This window comes from Bythopirellula goksoeyrii, assembly GCF_008065115.1.
Lineage (GTDB): Bacteria > Planctomycetota > Planctomycetia > Pirellulales > Lacipirellulaceae > Bythopirellula > Bythopirellula goksoeyrii.
Genome location: NZ_CP042913.1, coordinates 5974067 through 5996215 on the forward strand (window position 1 = coordinate 5974067; position 22149 = coordinate 5996215).

Annotated in this window: 19 protein-coding genes; 12 read left to right on the forward strand and 7 right to left on the reverse strand. The window is 53.4% G+C overall.

Annotated elements, in window-relative coordinates:
- Positions 1 to 87: 87 nt before the first annotated feature.
- The 3 genes from sppA to Pr1d_RS23650 all read left to right on the forward strand — a co-directional run bounded on the left by sppA (position 88) and on the right by Pr1d_RS23650 (position 3793).
- On the forward strand, positions 88 to 1164 hold the full coding sequence (gene sppA / locus Pr1d_RS23640; RefSeq protein WP_148075831.1) for a signal peptide peptidase SppA: 1077 nt from the start codon (positions 88 to 90) through the stop codon (positions 1162 to 1164).
- A 117-nt stretch (positions 1165 to 1281) separates the two neighbouring features.
- Entirely contained in the window at positions 1282 to 2334 is a 1053-nt protein-coding gene (gene rlmN, locus Pr1d_RS23645) for a 23S rRNA (adenine(2503)-C(2))-methyltransferase RlmN (RefSeq protein WP_148075832.1), read from the forward strand.
- A gap of 190 nt (positions 2335 to 2524) precedes the next feature.
- Positions 2525 to 3793 carry a hypothetical protein gene (locus Pr1d_RS23650; protein WP_148075833.1) on the forward strand — a complete coding sequence of 423 codons (1269 nt, stop codon included), beginning with the start codon at positions 2525 to 2527 and terminating at the stop codon, positions 3791 to 3793.
- Positions 3794 to 4033: 240 nt separating this feature from the next.
- Here the strand turns inward: Pr1d_RS23650 and Pr1d_RS23655 are convergent, their stop codons facing one another.
- On the reverse strand, positions 4034 to 5056 hold the full coding sequence (locus Pr1d_RS23655; protein ID WP_148075834.1) for a PDZ domain-containing protein: 1023 nt from the start codon (positions 5054 to 5056) through the stop codon (positions 4034 to 4036).
- A 249-nt stretch (positions 5057 to 5305) separates the two neighbouring features.
- Complete coding sequence (gene lgt / locus Pr1d_RS23660) at positions 5306 to 6364, reverse strand: prolipoprotein diacylglyceryl transferase (RefSeq protein ID WP_148075835.1); 1059 nt, start codon at positions 6362 to 6364, stop codon at positions 5306 to 5308.
- 237 nt (positions 6365 to 6601) lie between these two features.
- On the opposite strand from lgt, the gene Pr1d_RS23665 reads away from it, so the two are divergent.
- From Pr1d_RS23665 to Pr1d_RS23675, 3 genes are all read left to right on the forward strand, one after another.
- Positions 6602 to 6817 (forward strand): hypothetical protein, encoded by a 216-nt coding sequence (locus Pr1d_RS23665; RefSeq protein ID WP_148075836.1) that lies wholly within the window; start codon positions 6602 to 6604, stop codon positions 6815 to 6817.
- Between the two features lie 61 nt (positions 6818 to 6878).
- Positions 6879 to 7637: a VIT1/CCC1 transporter family protein gene (locus Pr1d_RS23670; protein ID WP_148075837.1), complete on the forward strand. Its 759-nt coding sequence runs from the start codon at positions 6879 to 6881 to the stop codon at positions 7635 to 7637.
- Between the two features lie 173 nt (positions 7638 to 7810).
- Positions 7811 to 9517 carry a DUF7901 domain-containing protein gene (locus Pr1d_RS23675; RefSeq protein ID WP_148075838.1) on the forward strand — a complete coding sequence of 569 codons (1707 nt, stop codon included), beginning with the start codon at positions 7811 to 7813 and terminating at the stop codon, positions 9515 to 9517.
- On the opposite strand, the gene Pr1d_RS23680 is transcribed toward Pr1d_RS23675, so the two are convergent.
- A complete protein-coding gene (locus Pr1d_RS23680) occupies positions 9500 to 10504 on the reverse strand; it encodes a DUF2156 domain-containing protein (RefSeq protein ID WP_148075839.1) in 1005 nt (334 codons plus the stop codon). The genes Pr1d_RS23675 and Pr1d_RS23680 overlap by 18 nt on opposite strands.
- A 669-nt stretch (positions 10505 to 11173) precedes the next feature.
- On the opposite strand from Pr1d_RS23680, the gene Pr1d_RS23685 reads away from it, so the two are divergent.
- From Pr1d_RS23685 to Pr1d_RS23695, 3 genes are all read left to right on the forward strand, one after another.
- The gene (locus tag Pr1d_RS23685; protein ID WP_148075840.1) at positions 11174 to 11917 is read left to right on the forward strand and encodes a PEP-CTERM sorting domain-containing protein; all 744 of its coding nucleotides are present in this window, start codon (positions 11174 to 11176) and stop codon (positions 11915 to 11917) included.
- 238 nt (positions 11918 to 12155) lie between these two features.
- Entirely contained in the window at positions 12156 to 13682 is a 1527-nt protein-coding gene (locus Pr1d_RS23690; protein WP_148075841.1) for an efflux RND transporter periplasmic adaptor subunit, read from the forward strand.
- 70 nt (positions 13683 to 13752) lie between these two features.
- Positions 13753 to 14997, forward strand: coding sequence for a prenyltransferase/squalene oxidase repeat-containing protein (locus tag Pr1d_RS23695; RefSeq protein ID WP_148075842.1), 1245 nt, complete (start codon positions 13753 to 13755; stop codon positions 14995 to 14997).
- A gap of 47 nt (positions 14998 to 15044) precedes the next feature.
- Here Pr1d_RS23695 and gluQRS read toward each other — a convergent pair whose 3' ends face one another.
- The gene (gene gluQRS, locus Pr1d_RS23700) at positions 15045 to 15980 is read right to left on the reverse strand and encodes a tRNA glutamyl-Q(34) synthetase GluQRS (protein WP_148075843.1); all 936 of its coding nucleotides are present in this window, start codon (positions 15978 to 15980) and stop codon (positions 15045 to 15047) included.
- 90 nt (positions 15981 to 16070) lie between these two features.
- Between gluQRS and Pr1d_RS23705 the strand changes: the two genes are divergently transcribed.
- The 3 genes from Pr1d_RS23705 (at position 16071) to Pr1d_RS23715 (ending at position 19298) form a co-directional block, all read left to right on the forward strand.
- Positions 16071 to 16436: a DUF2089 domain-containing protein gene (locus Pr1d_RS23705; protein WP_148075844.1), complete on the forward strand. Its 366-nt coding sequence runs from the start codon at positions 16071 to 16073 to the stop codon at positions 16434 to 16436.
- A 3-nt stretch (positions 16437 to 16439) separates the two neighbouring features.
- On the forward strand, positions 16440 to 17690 hold the full coding sequence (locus Pr1d_RS23710) for a tetratricopeptide repeat protein (RefSeq protein WP_148075845.1): 1251 nt from the start codon (positions 16440 to 16442) through the stop codon (positions 17688 to 17690).
- A gap of 720 nt (positions 17691 to 18410) precedes the next feature.
- Entirely contained in the window at positions 18411 to 19298 is an 888-nt protein-coding gene (locus Pr1d_RS23715) for a PEP-CTERM sorting domain-containing protein (protein WP_168205456.1), read from the forward strand.
- A 34-nt stretch (positions 19299 to 19332) separates the two neighbouring features.
- Here the strand turns inward: Pr1d_RS23715 and Pr1d_RS23720 are convergent, their stop codons facing one another.
- The 3 genes from Pr1d_RS23720 to Pr1d_RS23730 all read right to left on the reverse strand — a co-directional run bounded on the left by Pr1d_RS23720 (position 19333) and on the right by Pr1d_RS23730 (position 22093).
- Complete coding sequence (locus tag Pr1d_RS23720; RefSeq protein WP_148075847.1) at positions 19333 to 19980, reverse strand: HAD family hydrolase; 648 nt, start codon at positions 19978 to 19980, stop codon at positions 19333 to 19335.
- Positions 19981 to 20058: 78 nt separating this feature from the next.
- Positions 20059 to 21633: a glutamate synthase subunit beta gene (locus Pr1d_RS23725; protein WP_148075848.1), complete on the reverse strand. Its 1575-nt coding sequence runs from the start codon at positions 21631 to 21633 to the stop codon at positions 20059 to 20061.
- A gap of 79 nt (positions 21634 to 21712) precedes the next feature.
- On the reverse strand, positions 21713 to 22093 hold the full coding sequence (locus tag Pr1d_RS23730) for a GxxExxY protein (protein WP_148075849.1): 381 nt from the start codon (positions 22091 to 22093) through the stop codon (positions 21713 to 21715).
- Between the last annotated feature and the right edge of the window lie 56 nt (positions 22094 to 22149).

A 22149-nucleotide genomic window follows, 5' to 3' on the forward strand; every position in this document is an offset into this window, starting at 1 on the left:
AATGAGGAAACTGTTTGCGGCTTCAATGCTGCAGAAACCTACGCATCCCAAGCCCGTTTCGTTACTGACCCAATCGAGATCCCTGCTATGCCTGACACGCCCCCCCTTACCCCACATCATGTTGCTCCTCCACCACAGATCATTGTGCAGCAGCCTCCTACGGCGTTTGGACGCTACGGCAAGTTTTTGCTTATTGCGTTAGTGCTGGCCGTGATGGCACTCATCGGCATGAGTGCTAAATATCAGAGCTATTTTAGCCCACCTGGCGAGCCTCAAGAGAAGTATCATTCCCTCAGCAAAACTGCCAGCGAAAAGATCGCCATCATCGATATCTCGGGCACGATTATGGACACGGATGGGTTTGTGAAAAAGCAACTCGACCGAGTCAGTAACGACGATGATGTGGTGGCCCTGGTACTGCGGATCGATTCACCCGGGGGGACGGTCACCGCCAGCGACTATCTTTATCATCATGTAATAGAGCTTGCCAAGGAGCGCAAACTGCCTGTCGTAGTGAGCATGGGGGGCATCTGTGCCAGCGGAGGGTATTACATTGCAATGGCTGTAGGAAACGAGGAAGATGTCATCTTCGCCGAGCCGACGACTTGGACCGGTTCGATCGGCGTTGTGATTCCTCACTACGATCTCTCGGGGATGCTGGCAGATTTTCACGTCGAAGACGATTCTATCGCCAGCGCCCAAGACAAACTGATGGGAAGTCCGACGCGTGAACTAAGCGACGCGGAGCGGGCTAAGGAACGCAAGCTATTTCAAGATTTAGTTGAAAGTAGCTTTGCTAGGTTCAAAGAGATTGTTCTGGGAGGTCGCCCTAAGTTCGAGCAGGACAAAGATGCGTTCAAAAGGGCAACCACTGGTCAGATCTTCACCGCAAGCCAGGCACTGGAGTTAGGTTTGGTAGATCAGATTGATTTCGTGGAAGCGGCCATTGAACGGGCCGCGGAATTAGCAAAGCGGAAACCTGACGACCTGCGTTGTATCAAATATATGCAGCCCGCCTCACCGCTCGACGCGCTGATGAGCGTGAAGGCAAATCCACCTGAGACAGCACTGGGGAGCTTGCGAGCGATTTTAGATTTGTCGGTCCCGCGGGCGTATTACTTGTGTACGTGGTTGCCTGGGTTGTTGGACAATGCGGGGCGGTAGCTTCCTGCCATCCCGAAGAAGTTCTGCGACCGAGGGATCTGGACAGCACAACAAACATGCACTGACACCCATTCAGAGGGCAACCCGGATTCCTCTAGTCGTGGAACTCCCATCGGAATGACAACTACACCTCCGCCCCATCTATTGAACGCCTTTGGCGAACCTCTGGAGGCTTGGCTCAAAGACAATAGCCTGCCACGATTTCGTGGTGCGCAGATTCGCAATTGGCTCTTCAAGCAGCGCGCCGAGGACTGGGACCAGATGACCGATCTGCCCAAGTCGCTGCGGACTCAGCTGGCTGCCGACTGGCAATTGTGGACCAGCGAGATTTTGAAACACACTGAGGCAGAGGACGGCACGGAGAAACTGCTGCTAAGACTCCCCGGTGGGGGGCAGGTCGAATGTGTGCTACTGCGTGACACGGTCCGCCGCACGATCTGCATCAGCACCCAGGTGGGCTGCGGCATGGGCTGCGTGTTCTGTGCGAGCGGACTCGATGGAGTAGAGCGGAATCTCACCACGGGTGAAATCCTGGAGCAGATGCTGCGGTTGCAATTGCTGCTTGGCCCCGAAGAGCGGCTGAGCCACATTGTAGTGATGGGGATGGGCGAGCCGCTGGCCAATCTGGATGCGTTGCTGCCCGCGTTGGCCGAGGCGCATCGGGCGGAGGGACTCGATATTAGTGCTCGACGGATTACGATTTCGACGGTGGGTTTGCCGCAACAGATTGAACGGTTAGCCCGCGAAGAAACAAGTTATCGGCTGGCGATTTCCCTACATGCGCCAAACGATCTGCTGCGGAACGAACTGGTACCGGTGAACGACAAAATAGGGCTGGCGGCGATCATGGCAGCGGCGGACACTTTCTTTGCCGCCTCGGGGCGTCGTCTGACATTCGAATATGTGCTGCTAGCAGATGTGAATGATGCACCGGAGCATGCTCGTGAGTTGGGGAAACTACTTTCCGATCGCGAGGCGCTGCTCAACGTGATTCCCTACAACCCCGTGGCCGGCTTGCCGTATCGCACTCCAACTGCGGAGCGTCAGCAACAGTTTCGCCGTATTCTGGAAGATGCTGGCGTGCGAGTGCGGTTTCGCCATCGCAAGGGGGACAAGATCGACGCGGCGTGTGGACAGCTGCGGAGGTCGCAGATGGTGGAGTTGGGGTAAGAACTTTCTTTCCTAAGCCCGCGGTTTGAAGCATTGGGGTGGATTACGATTCGAGTATATGGTCAGGATCTCTTCAGCAAATAGGCCATGTGCGGTCGCTCCCTCAAGGTGAAATCCTCGGTCATGACATGGACTCAGTCAGCAGGATTTGGTATCTATCGCCAATCTCAAGCCTTCCCAGGAAACCAGAATGTCCAACAAACAAAGCAGGTCAAGCCAAACGCTCTCTTCAGCACTAATTCTTATTAGTGCTTTGAGTTCTGCGACCGCTGCCCCGCGATACCGCATTGAGTTGATTGGCCCTGAACCAAACCGCGAGCTGTTTCAATCTGTGGGGATCCAATCTGTTGGAGGACTGAACAATCGGGGTGAAGTTGCTTTCAGCTATAATCGGCCTATCCAAATCACTCCAACTGCTTCTCGGAGTGTAAGTGACTCCTTTGTAAGCACGGCTACAGGAGTAGTTAGCATCCTCGACCTGGGTGGACAAAGTGCCCACGCTCTAGACATCACTGATTCTGGTCTAGTAGTTGGAGCTGCCAGCAGTGCAGATTCACATATCTCGCCCATTTTGCCTAATGTCGAGTTGCGAGATACCGAGCCGTTCGTTAGCCAGTACGGTCATACCATCGCGATCCCAACTCCCGAGCGTGGCTTCGCGGTTGCTAGCGCCGCAAACAACTTGGGGGAGGTCGTTGGCTCGGCCTCAGGATCCAATGGAAGGACGGCTTTCAAGTGGAGCGAGTTCGAGGGATACACGGATCTGGGCAACTTCGGTGTCGAATATCTTGATGTGATTGACATTAATGAACGAAGCGACATCCTGCTGCAATTGAGAGGCCGTGAGAACTTGTTATATGGTGACAGCTACTACTACAACGGCACCCAAACCGTAATTTATAACAATGGTTCAATCACGCAGGTACCGAGTCCAGAGTTTGGGATCACCAATGGCTCGGCGATTAATGACCAGGGTGTTGTCGTAGGTGGATTTGCCACGAAACCCGGTAAAGAGTGGCACGCATTCATATGGGACGAGAAGAACGGATTTCGTGATCTTGGTTTCGAAGACGAGGACAGCGGTGCGTCGGACATAAACAACTCAGGCGTCATCATTGGCTCGTACGAATCATCCTATCAAGGATACGCGCCTTTTGTTTACACCGAGCAGGATGGTCGCCAACGGCTCATCGACCTTATAGATAATCCTGAGGGTTGGAGCTGGCTGGAAGCAGCCGTTGACATTAACGACCGTGGACAAATTCTCGGAATCGGGCGGACAACAGACCCTCTCCCCAACACGCGAATCTATCTTGCGACCCCGATACCGGAACCGTCCACTCTGATCATGTGCCTGCTAGTCAGTCTATTGTTTAACAAGGCATACCGTCACCGATCCGCCGATATGGTGAAGAAAACTCCAGTCGCCTTAAATAAGCGTCAGGTGAGGCGTGCCTGAAAGCGGCCCCTGTTAGGATTGACTCTTTACTAACACTTCTTCCTGTTGCCAGACGGATACAACTACTCAATTTAACTCTGCTGGTTGTGACAAAGTAGGTTGAGCAATACCGAAGAGAAAAACATCAGCCTGGCGTCGACGGCTATATAAGAGGAAGCAAAAAACAAGCCAGCCGAGTCGCTGCGAAACGCAGACGACTCGACCGGCTTTCGGTAGGAGACCCTTGGTTCGGGCTGAAAATCAGTTCGACTCTTCGTCGAGCTTCTGCTGCAACTGCTTGAGTTGTTCTTCCATTTTTTGCATCCGCTGGATTACCTCGTCTTCGTGCTCCTGGATACCGGGCAGGTTGCCTAGGTTGTCGGGGAGCATATGCTTTAGCTCGGCTTGCCAGTCGAGATTGCCCAGTTCTTTTTGAATATCAAAGCCGCCCCCCTGGCCTTGGAGCATCCCTTCGACATACTTGCGAACTCCTTCAGGCAATTCAGCAAGGGCCTTGGCGTCGTCGCTGTTTAGGGTCCAAGTCTGGTCGCCCTTTTTGACGGTGATCTGAGCGGGGCCGTCGTTGTCGCGCATGATCGAGATCGACATGCCGTTGGGCATCGCGTTGAGGTCGATACGATTGTTGTTAAACGCCATTCCGGGACCGAAGATCCGCCGGCCGCCAATGCCACCAGGGAAGCCGCCGCCCGCGCCAAACTGTTGCAGCAATCGTTGCAGTGCCTGATCGGGGCTTCCTAATGGAACGGTCATGTCATCACCAGAAAGTTGTTCGATGTTGTCAGGCCGCACCTCGGGTGTGACGGTTACAGAGGTTTCTTTGCCCAATCGCAAAATCTGAAGATCGATGGGTTTGTCCTGGGATTTGCTGACGTGGTCCTGAAGAACCAACATCGAATCGACAATGTCGCCATTGGCTCTGAGGATGATGTCGTGCTTACGCAAGTCCGCCTTCTCGGCGGGGCTATCGGCAACGACGTCCTCAACCACAACGCCCATATCTTCGGCAAGCTGCAACTGTGTGCGAAGCACGGGGTCGTCGACGTTGCGGCCTCGCAGGCCAATCCAATACATGACGGGGGCCGCTTCCTCAGTAGCGGCGGGCAGGTCGGTTTCCTCAGCACCCGCCGGGCCAATCTGCACAATGTTTCCTTCGAGTTCTTCCGCGTGAGATTGCGATGATTGCAATGTCTGTAGAATCAACGCAGCAACTGCCGTCGCCCCAAGGATAAAAATAGCTTCCCAGACCCAATGTGTGCGTTTCATTTTTTGGTCCTCCAATTTCAAGTTGAGAGTCAAATACAATTATGTGTCATTTGATTGCTCGCTGTCATACCCCCCTAGGGATATACGACAAGCGAAGAGATTCGGCTTGACATCTGACTGGCTGTTTTGGCGTACTCGTAGCCAGGCGGGAGCCACCTCACAAGCCGTGCAGGGAGCTGCGAGGGCGTGCGGCTTCAACCCGCACGACTGTGGGAGGGGACTCCTTGGGCACCGATGGCCTCAACATTCCTATACGAACGAAGCCCGGCGAGGGGTCTGTCGGAGGAGAAAAACCCAGCCGATGGCGGTCGCAACTAGCAGCAAAATGCTGATATTTTGCGAGATACTGAGCCCTGTGCCGAAAACAGCCGATTCGTCGATACGGATCATTTCCAGCAGAAATCGCGAGATGGGGTGGATTGTGAGCATCAGAGCGGTAACTTCGCCGTCGCGGCGGCGGAAAGGATAGTAGCTCCACAGGAACCAGCACAACAGAGCCGCGTCGATCGAGCTATAAATCTGAGTGGGGTGCACCGGCAGACTCCGTGGCGGCAGATTAGCGGGCAGCCCCGTTGCGGCGTCGATAGGCGTGTTCTCGCCCACGAGTTTGCCACTTTCGAATTGCTCCATATACGGCAAGCTGTCGCGGGGGAAGGTCACAGCCCAGGGCAAATCAGACTCACCACCATAACAGCAGCCATTCAACAGGCAGCCGATGCGTCCGAAGGCAAGCCCGACAAGCAAGCTAGGGGCGATCAAATCGGCCAGCGCAAGTGGCGGCAGTTTGTGTCGGTAGGTGAAAACAAGAAATGCCAGTGTGGCGCCGATCAGGGCGCCATAGACTACGAGACCCCCTTCGGTGAATTTCACAACGGCCAGAAGTGTCGACGGCCAGTCGCCGAATTGAAAGCGGGTGTCCCAATACTCGATCACGTAGAACAAACGGGCGCCCAGGATGCCGCAGATGAACATGCCGAATGCGAGGGAGAGGAGCGTGTCCGCATGGATTCCCATCTGTTTGCCGCGATGGATGGCCATCAGGATTCCCGAAACAGAACCACAAAGTACCATCAGTCCATAACCGCGAAGAGGCAAGCCTTCAGGGAAGAAGCGCGGGAGGATCGCGATTGCTAGTGCCCCGATGATCCAACCGGGGACGAATTCCTTCCAGTTGTGTTGGGCGGACTTCTTGGCGTACACCACCATGGCTGCGATGCCGCCGAGGAGCCACAGCGCCAGCAACACACCGATGCCAAAAAGCGGCACGCCGGAGATTTCAAGCGGGATGCGGAGTAGTTCGGAGCGCATGGGGAAATGATGACCAATTTCCAATGACTAAGGACCAGTGAACGACTAAGCTCGATTCACGGGATTAACCTTAGGAAATTCTAGTGGCGAGGGGAGAATCAATCGAGGGCAATCGTCGGTGGCAATGTATGCTCAATTAGCGGTTGAGGCTCTGTGGGGCTTGGTTTGAGTTTTGGCGCAAGATTGATAGAATAGGACGTGTTGCCTGCGAATCTCTAATGAAAAAATAGGTGTACCATGTTTCGCAAAGCATTTGTCACGGCGGCGGTATTGGTTCTTTTGGAAATCTTTGCAGCGAGTTATTCGTCTGCACGCATGATCAGCCCAGGGAATCCCTACCGTAGCTTCAACATCAGCGGGATCAACTACGGCTCGATGCAATGGGAACGTACGAATCGTGGGCGGACGAACTATCGGCATCGTTCGAATAGCTTTAGATATCGACGACGATAGCAACTCGCTGGGCTAGCAGATCCTAAAAGTATAATCGCGTAGAGATTGGGATTAGTACGCCATGAAACAATCCCTCTCTCAGCAACACGTCGAGTCTCATCTACCGGCAGAAATTCGTCGGCGGCTCACTGAAGGTGTGCGACCCAGTTATCTGCGCGATTTCGTTTATGGGGCGATCGACGGTGCCGTGACGACCTTTGCAGTGGTCTCCGGTGTGGCGGGGGCGGGGCTTAGCTCGAGTGTGGTCATCATTCTGGGGATTGCGAATCTGATTGGCGATGGATTCAGTATGGCGGCCAGCAACTACCTGGGTATTCGTGCTGAACGTGAATTGCAGGAGCGAGTTCGACGCACTGAGAAGCTTCATATCGAGAACTACCCAGAGGGGGAGCGAGCAGAGATTCGTGAGATCTTTCGCCAGAAAGGATTCACGGGCGAGGACTTGGACCGGGCCGTGGAGATCATCACTTCGGATGTAAATCAATGGATCGATACGATGCTCACCGACGAGCATGGACTGGCGCTGGAGGGCCCTGATCCTCGTATTGCCGCAGCGACGACTTTTGTGGCATTTATTACGGTGGGGTTTATTCCTCTGTTATCTTTCGTCTGGCAGTGGCTATTGCTCGATACGATAGATAATCCCTACCTGTGGAGCACGCTTCTTACCAGTGTAGCTTTCTTCGGAGTAGGAGCCGCCAAGTCTTGGTTTATCCAGCGGCCTTGGTACCGCGAAGGGCTGATCACTTTGGCGATTGGTGGTACTGCGGCGGGGTTGGCGTATTTAGCTGGGGACCTCATAGGAGGTGCACTGGGTTAGCACGCCACATGGGGGGGGACTAAAAATCTTCCTGGCAGAAAGGCACCAAAGGATGGACATGGTCGAAGACTGCTAGTTAGAATAGGAGCCGATCTCTTCCTGTATCTTTTCAAGGCATCTTCCATCTGGAAGATGTCGGCTTTTGATTTCTTTTCCCGAGAGGAGTGGGTCTCATGAATGCCACATCGAATGCGAGAATCTCTTCCGACTTTTCAAAGCATCTTGGTTGTTTGACATTAATTTTTCTCCTATCGCTCAGTTCTTTGAGCTACGTCAATGCTATTACAATCAACGGGACCCAAGTTCTTGGGGGAACGATTGCCGGTCAACCCGTCACTCCTCCCTCACCTTTTGTTCAAGGTGGGGGGACTCTGGCCAGCCTTTTCAATACGGCTGCCGATTTGTGGGAACAAGGAATTCTCGATATTGACACCATAAATCTGCGCTACGGATGGGCTGATCTCGATGGCGGAATACCTGGAAGTGGACCACTTGCGATCGCTCAAGGACTCGACATCGCTTTTAATAGCAGCTTCAACAGCGGCGGATTCTACGCTTTGTACATGGACCCTGTGCCGACCGACGAGATCGAGTACAATCATCTTTGGAAAGAAGAGGCCGACCTAGGTGTAGGCACGGTCAACGTGGCCCGAGTCCACTACCAACCCAACATTCCAGACGCTTCGACCTTCGATATCTTGTCGGTAGCCAACCATGAAATTGGTCACGCATTGGGTATTCAGAATCTGGGCCCCTCTCCGTATGTGATCAATCCCCCCCTACCGTTCGCCGGCTCGCAAGTTCCGCTCGTAGGATCGAATCACTTCAATATCACATTACCTCCCTCGATTCCGCCCGGGTCACTGCCGAATGAGCCTCGTTCGCTAATGGCGCCTACGATTCGTACGGGGGTACGATATCTTCCTAGCGACATCGACTTCCTAGCCGCTGCGAGTGTGAATGGGTGGACCCAAACGAATCTCAATCCACGCGGTGGACCTACGACCGGCACGCCTTACGCCAAATGGTCGCAGTTGCCCATGAACATGAAGGGGGAAAATATACCCTCTGAATTCGACTGGCGCGAAATTATGAAGCAACCCGCAGATCGCGATCCGATGGGTGTCCCTGCGATTACCGCGGCTGATGATTTCCAATCGGATGGTCGGCCGATTGAGGCGATTCGTTGGTGGGGTTCGTACTTTGGTGATCTCCCCTACCCTGAGCCAGAGCATATTCCGCCTCGTGAACTGGGGTTCGCGATTTCCTTTTTCTCCGATATCCCAGTCGACCCGAGCATTCCAGGATCGTTTAGCAAGCCTGGTCAATTGCTGGGGACTTACAAACTACCCATTGAGAAAGTAGAGCTCACGGGAACCGACATGCTGGGTTGGGACGGACACAACATTGTGAAATATGAGGCAAAACTGGAAGATGCCTTTCTGGATCACGCGATTGCCGGCCTTTCTGAGCCGGAGGCTTTTTATGAAGTGGCCGGCGACATCTATTGGATGTCCATCGCCGCTTGGGATGGCCACCGACTCCTCCCTGATGGAACCTCCGTCGATTCGGGTGAACCAGTGCGCAAAGTTACCATCGACCCTCTTACGGGAGTTGTCATCGACATAGATCACCTTTGGGGCTGGCATACGAGCCCTGATAGCTGGAACGACGTGGGGGTTACGGGAACGCTCGATATGTATAATCCCCCTACCGATTGGGACTACGACAACTGGCGACCATTCCCTCCTCTGCACGGTGATGATAATTTCGCATTCGAACTATTGACAAGCATCCCCGAGCCGAGCAGCCTCTTGCTGTGCATGGGTCTTGCCATTTGTATCGCACTGCGGAGGACCTCGTCACAAGGCCCCTGCTAGACGCAGCGAGGCAATGATGCGCACATCGTTGAATAGGCACTTCGATGAGTAATAGGTCTGTTCTTCTTGGCCGGCAAAACGGCGTTTGAAGTCGGCATGACCCGCCAGGTTGTAAAAGTAGCGATTGATCCACCAGGCGTTCAGTGCGCGGCTCCAACTGAAATGGAGCAGCGGGTTAGCACGAAACTCACCGTCGGTAATCGCAGCCATGGGCGACAGCCCCAGCATGACGCACTCGACCCCTTCGCTCTGAAACTGCTCGATGGCCACCTTCATAATTCCTTCTTCAGCCCGGAGAGGTGCCTCCGGGAGGCGACGTTTGATGGCGGGCGAGTAGCCCACGACTTCGCCAGCCTGACAAATGGGATCGAAGAAAATGAATGCCTCGGGATCGCCAGCGGGTGAAAACAGGAAAAACTTGCGTACATCGATCTCGTCGGCATACACGATTGGTCGATTGAAGAAGTAGACATCGCGTGTCGTGCGTCGCTCGGCTTGCCAACGTGCAGAGAGCTCACGTATCTCGCTTACAGAAACGTCCGAAGCAAAGGTTCCTTCGCGAATCTCGTAGCTGTGCTTGGCGAGCCAATTGGTGGCGTGGCGGAGTCGTTCCTTTTTCTTGCCGGCAAAGCTGTAACTGGCCAAATCCAGCCGGGTGTCACAACCCATCTCGTTGATCCAAAAGCCCCGTTCTTGGAGCAGGATGGCTGTCCCCTTTGAGATTTGCCAAAAACAGTTCCTGGGAAATTCCTTTGTGAAGGCCGAGAGCAAGGGCGCATGCAACTCAGGAGCACCTACGGGATCGGCCAACACGCAGGCAATGCCCCATTTCCGGCGGAAGGCGAGATACGCTTCGCCATGCCAAAAGTACTCAAGTCCTGGCTGCACCGCCGTGGAATAGGCCTGCGTAAACGATCCGAACTGCCGCACGAGTTGCAGCCGCCGGTCGGGGGCGTCCAAGGCTATTGGGGGAACAGCTGGTGGCATTGGGTTTCTGGGAAGTTGCTATTTCATGGGAATATCGGCAGGGGCCAACTTACTAGCAGGGCTTTCTCACCGTGTGAGGGGGCAAACAGGCTAAAACCCGGCAAAAACGCGAAAAAAAGTCTGGGGCATTCGCATGCCATTGATACCGAGGGATTCTGTTGTCTATTCGCCACAAATTTGTTGACAATCTGTGAAACCCAGGTTACTCTAGGAACTAGTGGGAGCGTTTCCCCCAACAATCCAACAACTGAATTAGAGTCTGATCTAATACTGAAGACAGTTTAAACACCTCGATTATCCTCAGGATACCGCTAATTTTACGAGCGACTCCCCAATTCTTCTTTCGTCAGCCAAGCATTTGGTTGATTTGTTAGAGGCATTAGGGAGTCGCTTTTTTAGTGAACTGCAAGAAATTCGACTCTTGGCGACAAGTTTTAGATAGAACCGAACCCTAGCAGCTAATATCCCCCCAGGAAAACGCTAATTAGTCAAACGATTCACCAATCCTCCCCTTCTTATCCCCGGCATATCCGGGTGGCGTGCTTGGGTAGTTTTTGTGAATCGTTTTTTAATGGTCTCACGAGTCTGCACCGACGAAATAATCTTACACACCAAGAATACTTACCCTTTCATTTCAACTTAGATGGAATCCTCTTTGGAGAAGAACTAATGTTTCGCTTTCAGAAAATCCTTCTTTCGGCACTGGCTTCGCTGTTAATTGCACCCCTTGCCCAGGCATCTCTGATTCATCCCGATGTGATGGGTGCCACAGTCACCTTCAAGAACATTGAAGAAAGTTCGCCAAGTAGCGATCCGCTGCCACTCTATGGTCAGCCGGGAACCAATGGCGATGAACTCATCTTTCCCACGACAGGTAATTTCTCGGCTTCCTCACTCGATGGAAACGCTTCCGACCAGACTGACGGAAAGCTGAACCTGATGATTGTTGCCAAATCGGGTTTCTTTCTCGACAGTTTTACGATTAGCGAGGAGGGATTGGTTCTGCTAGACGCTCCCTTTGGCGGCGATGCATTTGCCTCGGTGAATGCATTTGGAATTGCGAAAGTGGTTGAGGTTTCAGGAGTTCCAGTCAACATTCCGGTCATTAATTTTTTCCTGAGTGCATCTCCCTTGGGAGGTCAGTATCAGCTGTCGGTGATCGGAGGATCTTCCTATGCAGCCGGCTGGCAGGCATCGTCATTAGTAGGACTACCGCAAAACACGACGAAGGTAAATCTTACGCTTGACAACAATCTATTTGCTTCGTCGACAGGTCAGGGAACGAGAGCCTTTATCGACAAGAAAGCGTTTGAAATCGACGTTGAAACCTCAGTCCCCGAACCGCATACCCTGTTGCTGGGAGTCGCAGGTATTTTGGCGTTTGCCGGAAGTCGCCGCGGGTCTTTTGCTTAAGTCGAAGTTTACAATTCTGGATCCATGCTCAGGGGTGCTTTGGCACCCCTTTTTTTGTCTAGTTCGAACCTGACTTGGTCAGGACTTCTAATTCATCTGGTTGCATTATGAATTCTCAGGGGTGAGAATAGAACTTACACAGGGTCTTGGTAATGAATGCGAAAGGGTTGAACGGCCCTTCATAGACCATGTCTCAGTTCTACTCTTAGACAATTTGCTTTGATTGAGGAGGCTCACGATGAATCGTTCGATTGTGTGTGCGATGCTTCTACTTGGATTCCTAAGCCTTAGCATGCAGCCCAGTCTTGCTGCCGAGGACAATTCGAAGGAAGCCGAAGAGTCACAGAAGGTGACGGGGAAAGAAAGTGAAGCCCACAAGAAAGATGAGAGCGAACAGAGTCGCGAGACCTTCACGGTCAGCTCTGGGCCCCTAAAAATTGAGGAGTCGCTAGATGGGCGTTTTGTCGCCACGGAGAGGGCGGAAATCTCCTTGTGGCCAGAATCCTGGTCCGACTTCAAAATCAAGGACGTGGTCGAGCATGGCGCAGAAGTTCAGAAGGGTGAGACCCTGTTCCAATTCGAAGACAAGGATCTCAACAAGGCAATTGCCGATTTGGACCTGGAGCTGCACCTAGGTGAACTGAAGATCAACCGCATGGAGCAAGCGCTTCCTCGCCAAGAGCGTTCCCTCAAGCGAACCCTGGCAAATGCGGAAGAAGCTTTGAAACGGGCCAAGGAGGACTATGAGCGATACCAAGAGACAGAGCGTGAGCAGGCAATTGACTCGGCGAACATGAACCTGAAAATGGCTAAGTTTAATCTGGACTACTACAAGGATGAGCTTGAGCAACTGGAGAAAATGTACGAAGCCGACGATCTGACCGAAGAGACCGAGGAGATCGTCTTGCGGCGTCAAAAGTTCATGGTCGAGTATGGAGAATTCAACTATGAATTATCCAAGCACTATCACGACCGGACTTTGAATGTTAGCATCCCGCGCAGCGATCGCGATATGAAAGAATCTCTTGATCAAGCAGAGGATCGCGTCGAGAGTGCCGAACTCGCCAATCAAATCGATGTCAGCACTGCCCGTTACGAATTGGAGAAGCTCAAGTCAGCGCGAAAGGCATCTTTAGATAAGCATGTCAAACTGCTTGCCGATCGCGACTTGATGGCGATCACATCCCCTCTTGCTGGGGTCGTTTACTACGGAGACGCCTCTGACGGAAAATGGAGCAAGATCGCGACTCAAAAACAAAAACTCCTCCCAGGCAAGTCGGCTGATAAACAGACCGTCCTCTTGACAGTGCTTGATACGACCAAGTTGCAAGTTATGACTCTCTTGGATGAGAAATTGCGCATTTCTCTCAAGAAAGGTGAGAAGGTCGAGATTCAGCCTGCTGCTCAAGGCTCTAAAGCTTTGGCTGGAAAAGTTGCGTCAATTTCTGCGATGCCCGTCGCTGATGGAAAGTTTGAAGCACTATTTGATCTGACCACAAACGATCTGCCTGAATGGCTAGTTCCTGGGATGTCGTGCAAAGTGGAGGTAGTCACTTACCAAAACGAAGATGCTTTGCTTGTGCCAAAGAAAGCGATTCACGATGATGAATCTAAAGACAAGAAATATGTGTGGACTGTTGAGGACGACAAACCTGTAAAAACGTGGGTCGAGACGGGTCGCGAAAAAGGAGACAAGGTTGAAATCACTTCGGGCTTGAGCACGGGAGACGTTGTATCCCTGGACGATGAGAAACAGGAGGAATGAAGGATCTTTTCAAAGACACTTCCGACGCATCGCCACGAGACCTGATTTCCTTTTTCTAAGATTTGGTGCAATGTTAATTCCACATCGATTGCTCTCGATCGCACTGATACTACTCTTTGTCATCTCGACTGACTCTGTTCCTGCCGTAGCGCAGACAGAGTTACTTGAAGCGGAGACGGAAAACTCCCCGCTGGCGACGAGCGGCCCCCAACCGAGAATCGTAGAGCCTCCTGCGGAAGGTGCTTTGCAGTCGGCAATTGATCGAGGTGTGGATTTCTTGTTGCAAGACCAACGCCCGGACGGAGGTTGGGGCAGCGCAGAGCAAACCAAAGGGCTCAACATCTACGCGCCCGTGCCAGGCGCTCACCAGGGATTCAAACTGGCCGTGGGGGGGTTGGTACTCTCATCGCTGGTTGAATGCGAGTCGACGCTTGATGCCGAACGGGCCGCCAAGGTGAGCAAAGCAATAGACCGTGGTACGAAGTGGATGTTGGAAAATCACGAAAGAGTACGCCGTGCCGAACCGATGGCCATTTACAATGTCTGGGGGCATGCCTACGGCTTGCAGAGTTTCGTAGACCTTTATCATCGAGCCAAGCTATTGGGGCAGGACGAGCTAGAGGAAAAGCTGCTCGCTGCAGCCCAAATTCAGGCGGACAAGCTCAATCGCTATTCCTTTCTTAGCGGTGGCTGGGGCTACTACGATTTCGATCATCGCACACAAGTCCCTGCCAGCAGCCCAACGAGTTTCACCACGGCAACGATGTTGGTGGCACTCCACAATGCAAAGGAGATTGGTGTCAGGTTTCCTGAGAAGTTGATCGACAAAGCCATCGCTTCGATCAATCGGCAGCGGAACCCCGACTTCAGCTATGCCTATGGTGAATACCTGCGGATGATGCCACGAATGGAGATCAACCGTCCTGCTGGCAGTCTCGGCAGAAGCCAGGCGTGTAACCTGGCACTACGTTTGTTCGGAGACGAACATGTCACCGACGAGGTGATTCAAACCTGGCTTGATCGGTTGTTTGCCCGCAACAATTGGCTTGGGTATGGGCGCAAGTTGCCGATTCCTCATGAAAGCTATTTCATGGTGGCTGGGTATTTCTATTATTACGGCCACTACTACGCAACAATGTGTATCGAACAACTTCCCGAAGAGGATCGGCAGGATCACGAGAATCAAATGGCCCACATCCTATTACCGCTGCAAGAGAAGGATGGGAGTTGGTGGGACTACCCGTTCTACAATTATCACCAGCAGTATGGAACGGCTATGGCGCTCTATTCGCTGAGGCATTGTCAGCAGGATTAGAGGGGCCACGGGGGCGCGCTCCGCTACGCTGGCGCTACGCGTCGCGGTTAACGGAGGTCGCTGGGGGTGTAGACGATTTGCTCGCGAGGGAGATTAGATAGCTCGAAGTTTTGAGCGAACTCTTTGGCGGTCATTTCACGTTGTTCGTCCAGTCCACACCAGTGGGCCAGCAAGCCAAGGATGCGTTCGGGTGTCACTCCTTTCTCTCGGTAATACGAGAGGCGGGTATCGCCGTGGCGTTTGGCAAGCCGGCGACCATCCTCGCCGACCACCATGGGGAGGTGCGTGTATAGTGGCACCGGTCCTAGACCAAGCTTCTCGTAGAGGATCAATTGCCGTGGCGTTGAGCTCAAAAGATCGTCGCCGCGCACGATCTGTGTGATGCCTTGCCGAGCGTCGTCAACCACCACTGCCAGTTGATAGCCGGGCAGACCCAGCTTGGTGCCTACCAGGAAATCACCGACCAATTGCTCAACGTTCCACGCTTGTTCCCCCGCAAACTCATCGACGAAGGTCACGTCGCCTGGTGGGACGCGCAGTCGTAGTGCCGTGCCCTCTTGGAGTAACTGTTGATTTGAGATGGGAACGCGCTTCGGCGGTCGGCAGGTCCCCGGATATCGCCGTTCGTGATCGTCGTCGTGCGGTGCCGAGAGGCTTGCCTCTTCGATCTGCTTCCGCGTGCAGGCGCAGGGATAGATGTCTCCCTGGGAACCAAGCTTTTCGAGAGCTGCTGTGTAGGGCGTTAAGTCCGCGAGTTGGTAAAAAGGGCCCTCATCCCAATCCAGCCCCAACCAAGTGAGAATGTCAATCGCCTCTTCAGCCGCACCCTGCTTGATGCGAGGTCCGTCGAGGTCTTCGATCCGCAGCACAATCTGCCAGCCTTGCTGCCGAGCGAGCGCCCAATTCACAAGAAAAGTGCGCGCGTTCCCCAAGTGCAAGGCACCCGTAGGAGAGGGAGCCAGTCGCGTGCGATGTTGTGACATGAATCCCAAGAAATAAATTTAGTGAAAGCCAATTGACATGGAAATAAATTATATTCATATTCAGAAGGAGATCAATACATAAAGTGAAACATGGATCAAAAAACCCCCAACGCTGAATGTCCCTACTGCCAGCAAGCAATGACCGTTAGTCGGATGACGTGCCATGCCTGCCAGATCGCAGTGGAGGCGACGTTTCCCACTGCCCGACTGGCCAACCTGCCTGTCGAACATCAGCGGTTTATTGAAATTTTTGTCCTCGCCAGCGGCAGCCTCAAGGAAATCGCGGAGCAGACTGGGGTCAGCTATCCGACCGTGCGATCGCGGCTCGACAAGGTGATCGCGGCGTTGCGCGACGAAATTGGCCGTACTCAGAAGACAAAGGGTTCGATTCTGGACGCCGTAAGCGCGGGAAAACTGTCCGCGGAAACAGCGGCACAATTGATCAAGGCTATTTAACTCATGGTCAGCACTATGGCACACAGTCTACCAAGTTCAGGGAGCAGCAATAAGAGCTCACTCCCTCCTGACGAACAACAAATCCTGGACTCGGCACTCCTGGAATCGGACCAACTGTTGGTCCGGTCACTTCATGACGACCAACAACGCCGCCGCAAGCGGGCAATCTGGTTGTCTGTAATTCTATTTGGAGGAGTAGCGATGTCGACATTACTTTGGTTGGTGATGACCGGTCTGACAACGGTCACCGTGTCTCGCGCAGACGTCAATGAAGCGCAGCAATTGAGCAAGGAAGGTTGGCAATTTTGGCAGAAGCAACAATTCGCTGATGCGGAAGAAAAGTTTACCAAGTCGGTCGAATTAAACCCTAAGGATGCTGACGCCTGGAATGGCCTCGGCTGGACTCAATTCAATAGTGGCCAGAGTGCTGAAGCAGTCAAAACGTTTGAACAGTGCGTGAAGCTCAAGCCGAAACACCCGGCGGGTCTCAATGGACTGGGGCAGATCTATCTCATGTGGGGGGACCTGCCTCAGGCGGAGAAGTATCTCAAGAAAGCTGCTCCCCAGGCGCCTGCCGCTTGGTTCGGGTTGGCAAGACTGTATTTGATCCAAGGCGATTTCAAGAAGGCGAAGCCTTGGGTCGAGCGGCTGGCCGAAGATCCCAACAATGCTGAGGCGCAGAGGATGCTCGAAGCGGTAAAGAACCAGGAGCTTCCCGAAGACTTGAAGATCATGCTCCAACCCGCAGGGAAACCAGAAGGTGCGGAATCTGAATCAGAGACCGAAGAGCCAACGACTGATGAGAGTGCCCAGGCAACAAGTGGTGCTGGCGACGAATTTGCTGAGTGGCGAGATCAACTCACATCAGCAGGAGAAAGTTCAAAATGGTTTGTAGGGGCCAACTTCGGCAAGACGCTCGCCGCGCTGCCGGGTGATGAGGCATTGCGGATTCTGGAACCCTGCTGGTCAGAGATCGCCGACAGTGTCCGGCCGCAACTACTCAAAGGTTTCTCTCCAGGAATGATGGGCAACAAGAAGATGAATAGGAGCTTCTTCGATGTCATGCATCTGGGGATGAGCGACCCCAATCCGACTGTGCGGGAGTACGCTTCCACCTACCTGGAAATGCAGGGGCTACCGAATTTCGCCAACAACCAAGAAGGATACGCCAAGTGGTGGGAGGCAAACAACGATCGTTCTGCCGAAGAGATCGTCAAGGAGAATAATTTGCCGGTGCTAGAGTTCGTCGAATAGGCGTGATTCAATCCGGGGCGTGGCCATAAGCCGTGCGAGGGAAAACATGTGCCGTGTCCAGCTCTGCGGCTGGCTGCGCCCCGATGATAAAATGCTAGCGATGAGAGGCCGCGAATTGACGAGTTTAACGCAGAGTGCGCCAAGGCGCAGAGATTTGCAGAGAATACACATGAATTTCTGCTCTGCGAAACTCTGCGTCTCCGTGTCCTCTGCGCTTTCAATGAAGTTTGGGAAGAATGTGAATACATGAGACGGAAGTAGAATGGGGTAATTATGAATTCAATTCTTGTTCGCCATGGCCCTGCTATGGCTGCTGTTCTAGGAGTTCTTGCCTTTTTCTTTGGTTTGAATCCTAGAGGAGAGGTGCTTTTGTTGACTAGCAGCATCTATTTTGGGTCGGCGATCATCGCGGCTCAAATAGCGAGAATAAGCGACAAAAACAGCGAATAGCTGCCAAATCATTGCCATATCTTGGATTGTGTTTACAATGGAGTGAGCCGGAGAAGGGCTCCGGCTTTCAGATGCAAAATCCATCCCTACCCGCCTATTCGCAGGTTGTTGCTCGTGCTTTCATCGCGCTATTGATCAAACAGAGTGTTGCTCATTGATCGTTCTTATGCGCACACAATCGGCTGTTGCCATTGTGAATTCTAATTACTGATCTTGATTTCACGCATCGTCATGTGTCGATGTTACGTGAAGAGGCACCTTGGAGAATCTATGTTTAGTAAATTTCAACTACAACTTTGCCTACTGGCTTGCCTGGTTGGCTGTCCACCAACTTGGGCAGCCTTTAGTTTGTCGTTCAATGTCAACACGAGCGGCTTTACGGCGTCCCAAGTGACAACTCTCAATACTTCCCTCGATCTGGCAAAGGCTCGTTGGGAGAATGTCATCACCGGTTACCAACCCGGGATCAGCGTCAGTTCCGTTCCTATCAGTGTGCAGTCAGGGTCAGCCTTCGCGGCAGCTTCCGTTGGTTCGTCCGTATCCCAAGGTGGGTTTGTTGTTTCCACGAGTGGAAGACTGTTTGTGAATCCTGCTGTGATCGACGCCTATGCCAGTTGGAATGGCGTGGGGCCAACCAATCCGAATCCAGACTACCTCGGTCAGAACTACCTCGACGATATCCTGGGCCACGAAATTGGGCATGCGCTAGGCATTGGAACCCTCTGGTCGGCAAACGAAGTCTCGACTGCGGGAACGGGACAATACACGGGGACCTATGGAGTGCTGGCCTACCAGAGGGAGTTTGATCCCTTGGCGACTTTCGTTCCTGTCGAACAAGCAGGTGGCTCTGGTACACCAGACAACCACTGGGATCAAGTCATGCGGAGCAGCACGCAAGAAGGCAATCCGAGTGATCCCTGGAATGAGTCGCCGCTGACTGGCATTACCGACGCAGAGGGGCGTGATTTTGCCTTGGAATGGATGACTGGTGCGCTCGATCCCGACTATGGCCAACCCTTTTTGAGTATGACGACGATCCAATCACTGCGCGACTTGGGATTCACAGTAGTGCCAGAGCCGAGTGGGATCGTGTTGCTGGTGAGTGCGCTGGCTATTCTCAATCATAGCCGTCGGCGGAAGCCGATGGTTGTACGATAGATAGATTTGGCGCGAAGACGCGAGCGGAGGGGCATTATAGTGCACGCAACTTTGTCGGTGTGAGTTCTCGCAGGCTATCCACCACCATGAGTGCGTGGGATAGTTCCTCGCGGGTGGCGGTGCCAGTGAGTGCTACGCTGGCCATCTCCGCACGGTTGGCGGCTTCGATACCAGCAGGGGCATCTTCGACGACCACGCACTCGCTCGGGTCAGCGCCCAGTCGCTGAGCCGCGATCTGGAATACCTGTGGATCGGGCTTGCCGCGAGTGACGTCTACCCGGGTCACTTTAGCGGCGAACAATTCGGAGCGTCCCAGGCAATCGAGGGTGAGTGCGATATTCTCAGGGGGCCCCGATGAGCCGACTGCGAGTCGGAATCCGTCGGCTGCCAAGGAATCAAGAAGTTCGACTGCACCGTCGATGGCAGGAAACGACTTGCGAATGATGTCGCGGTAAAGGGCTTCTTTGCGGTTGTCCCACTCGCGGATCTCGGCGTCGTTGAGATCCTTTCCATAGAGCGCAGCGATAATGTCGTGGCTAGTGCGACCAAAGGTGGCGCGGAAGTCCTGCTCGGTAAACGAAACGCCCTGCTCAGCAAACATCGCCAACCAGCTTTCGTAGTGAGCCTGATAGGAATCGATGAGTACCCCATCGACATCGAAAATTACGGCTGAGCGTGGCATGGCCAACTTTTTCCTGTTCAGATTCGACCATGGGCTTCCGCCCACGGCTATTAGCAGACTTGGCGCAACTTGTCCGAACTACACCACTTGCTGTGGCAAGTTGAGCCCCGGGGCGGATAGCACGGTGCTACCCCGAAGGAATTCGTCGATCGCGCGGGCTGCGCCGCGGCCTTCATTGATTGCCCATACAACGAGGCTTTGGCCGCGTCGACAGTCGCCGGCAGCGAATACTTTTTCTAGGTTCGTGGCAAAAGCACCATGCTCGGCGGCGAATGTCTGCCAGTTGCCTCGTGGGTTCTGTGTTTCGAGTCCCAACATTTCGCCGACCTCAAGTTCAGGGCCGACGAATCCGGTTGCCAAGAATACCAAGTCGGCGGGCCAAACTTTCTCGCTGCCGGGGACTTCGCTGAACGGGGCCTTATCGCCGGGCTTCGACCAATCCACGGTGACAGTCTTCACACCACTGATGCGACCGTTGCCGTCGTCGATAAATTCTTTGGTAAGCACATTGAACTGCCGAGGGTCTGCTCCCAGGCGCGCCTTTGTCTCTGCGTGGGAGTAGTCGACTCGATAGACGCGCGGCCATTGGGGCCAGGGATTGTTTGGAGCCCGCTCGGCGGGAGGCGTGTCCAAGAGTTCAAAATTAACGATGCTCTTTGCACCGTGACGCAAAGAGGTGCCAATACAGTCGGCACCCGTATCGCCACCACCGATGACGATTACATGCTTGTCTTTGGCCGAGAGGAATTTTCCGTCGGCTAATTCGGAATCGAGCAGGCTCTTGGTATTGCGCGTGAGAAAATCCATCGCCAGATAGATTCCCCCCAGATCACGACCTGGACAGCGACCGGTAGGATCGAAGGACTTGGTTGCCCCGGTGGCCATGAGAACGGCATCATATTCGTCGATGAGTTCTTGCGGATCGATGAACTGCATCTCGCAGCCACGCTCCTGCATGATTTGGGTCATGTGGCCCGAGGGAAAATCCTCTTCGCGGCCGACATGAACACAGGTGACGAACTCGACGCCTTCTTCGCGCAGAAGATTCACGCGTCGCTCGACGACACCCTTGTCGAGTTTCATGTTCGGAATGCCATACATCAACAGGCCGCCAATGCGGTCAGCACGCTCGAAGACAGTAACGGCGTGTCCTGCTTTGTTGAGTTGAGCAGCAGCGGCCAAACCAGCGGGGCCACTGCCGACAATGGCCACCCGTAGGCCGGTGCGCTCGCTGGGAGGCTGAGCTACGACCCACCCTTCCTCAAAGCCGCGGTCAATGATGGCGTTTTCAATGTTCTTAATCGTAACCGGCGGATCGGTAATCCCCAGAACGCAAGATCCTTCACAAGGCGCAGGGCAAGCGCGGCCAGTGAACTCGGGGAAGTTGTTCGTTTTGTGCAGCCGATCCAGCGCATCGCGCCAGCGATTCTGGTAGACCAGATCGTTCCATTCGGGAATGAGATTATCGATCGGACAACCCGAATTTGACTGACAAAAGGGCACCCCACAGTCCATGCATCGCGCACCCTGAGTGCGCAGTTGCTCTACGATCGGCTCGGTGTAGATCTCCAAGAAATCACCAGCCCGCTCGACGGGGTCGCGGTAAGGCACAACTTCTCGCTGAAATTCTTTAAATCCGGTAGGTTTTCCCATGATTCGCCACTAACTTGCTGTTTGAAGTATCTCTCGCAAAGGCGCTAAGGCGCAAATTCGAGAACCCTTTATTAGATTACTATTCGAGTCCATTCACAATCCGAGTGATTCCATTCCGTATCAATTCTTCGTTGAAGTTGATAAGTAGCCCCAGCTTTTTATTCGATAGCCGAAGGTAGGTTAGGAGTTGTTTCTTGTGAACGTTCTCTATTTTCTCAATCGACTTGATCTCAACGATAACTTTCTCTTCCACCAACAAATCCAATCGGTAGCCTTCTTCGAAGCATCTACCGTCATACTCTACTAATACTGGTACCTGTCGTTTGAGTGAAAGACCACGTATCTCGATCTCATATGCCAATACTCTTTCATAAACTGACTCAAGGAGCCCCGGACCAAGGGTGGTATGAATCCGATACGCGGCGTCTACAATCTCCTTAGAAATCGGGTTCTCATGCATCTTAGTGGATGACTCCTACTAAATATGAAATGCCTTAGTTTGCGCCTTAGCGCCTT

Coding starts and splice junctions, on each gene's coding strand:
- Pr1d_RS23705 (WP_148075844.1), top strand. CDS start 16,071: ATGGATCAAAAAACCCCCAACGCTGAATGTCCCTACTGCCAGCAAGCA.
- Pr1d_RS23695 (WP_148075842.1), top strand. CDS start 13,753: ATGTTAATTCCACATCGATTGCTCTCGATCGCACTGATACTACTCTTT.
- Pr1d_RS23725 (WP_148075848.1), bottom strand. CDS start 21,633: ATGGGAAAACCTACCGGATTTAAAGAATTTCAGCGAGAAGTTGTGCCT.
- Pr1d_RS23655 (WP_148075834.1), bottom strand. CDS start 5,056: ATGAAACGCACACATTGGGTCTGGGAAGCTATTTTTATCCTTGGGGCG.
- Pr1d_RS23710 (WP_148075845.1), top strand. CDS start 16,440: ATGGTCAGCACTATGGCACACAGTCTACCAAGTTCAGGGAGCAGCAAT.
- lgt (WP_148075835.1), bottom strand. CDS start 6,364: ATGCGCTCCGAACTACTCCGCATCCCGCTTGAAATCTCCGGCGTGCCG.
- Pr1d_RS23690 (WP_148075841.1), top strand. CDS start 12,156: ATGAATCGTTCGATTGTGTGTGCGATGCTTCTACTTGGATTCCTAAGC.
- rlmN (WP_148075832.1), top strand. CDS start 1,282: ATGACAACTACACCTCCGCCCCATCTATTGAACGCCTTTGGCGAACCT.
- Pr1d_RS23650 (WP_148075833.1), top strand. CDS start 2,525: ATGTCCAACAAACAAAGCAGGTCAAGCCAAACGCTCTCTTCAGCACTA.
- Pr1d_RS23730 (WP_148075849.1), bottom strand. CDS start 22,093: ATGCATGAGAACCCGATTTCTAAGGAGATTGTAGACGCCGCGTATCGG.
- Pr1d_RS23685 (WP_148075840.1), top strand. CDS start 11,174: ATGTTTCGCTTTCAGAAAATCCTTCTTTCGGCACTGGCTTCGCTGTTA.
- Pr1d_RS23665 (WP_148075836.1), top strand. CDS start 6,602: ATGTTTCGCAAAGCATTTGTCACGGCGGCGGTATTGGTTCTTTTGGAA.
- Pr1d_RS23720 (WP_148075847.1), bottom strand. CDS start 19,980: ATGCCACGCTCAGCCGTAATTTTCGATGTCGATGGGGTACTCATCGAT.
- sppA (WP_148075831.1), top strand. CDS start 88: ATGCCTGACACGCCCCCCCTTACCCCACATCATGTTGCTCCTCCACCA.
- Pr1d_RS23680 (WP_148075839.1), bottom strand. CDS start 10,504: ATGCCACCAGCTGTTCCCCCAATAGCCTTGGACGCCCCCGACCGGCGG.
- Pr1d_RS23675 (WP_148075838.1), top strand. CDS start 7,811: ATGAATGCCACATCGAATGCGAGAATCTCTTCCGACTTTTCAAAGCAT.
- Pr1d_RS23670 (WP_148075837.1), top strand. CDS start 6,879: ATGAAACAATCCCTCTCTCAGCAACACGTCGAGTCTCATCTACCGGCA.
- gluQRS (WP_148075843.1), bottom strand. CDS start 15,980: ATGTCACAACATCGCACGCGACTGGCTCCCTCTCCTACGGGTGCCTTG.
- Pr1d_RS23715 (WP_168205456.1), top strand. CDS start 18,411: ATGTTTAGTAAATTTCAACTACAACTTTGCCTACTGGCTTGCCTGGTT.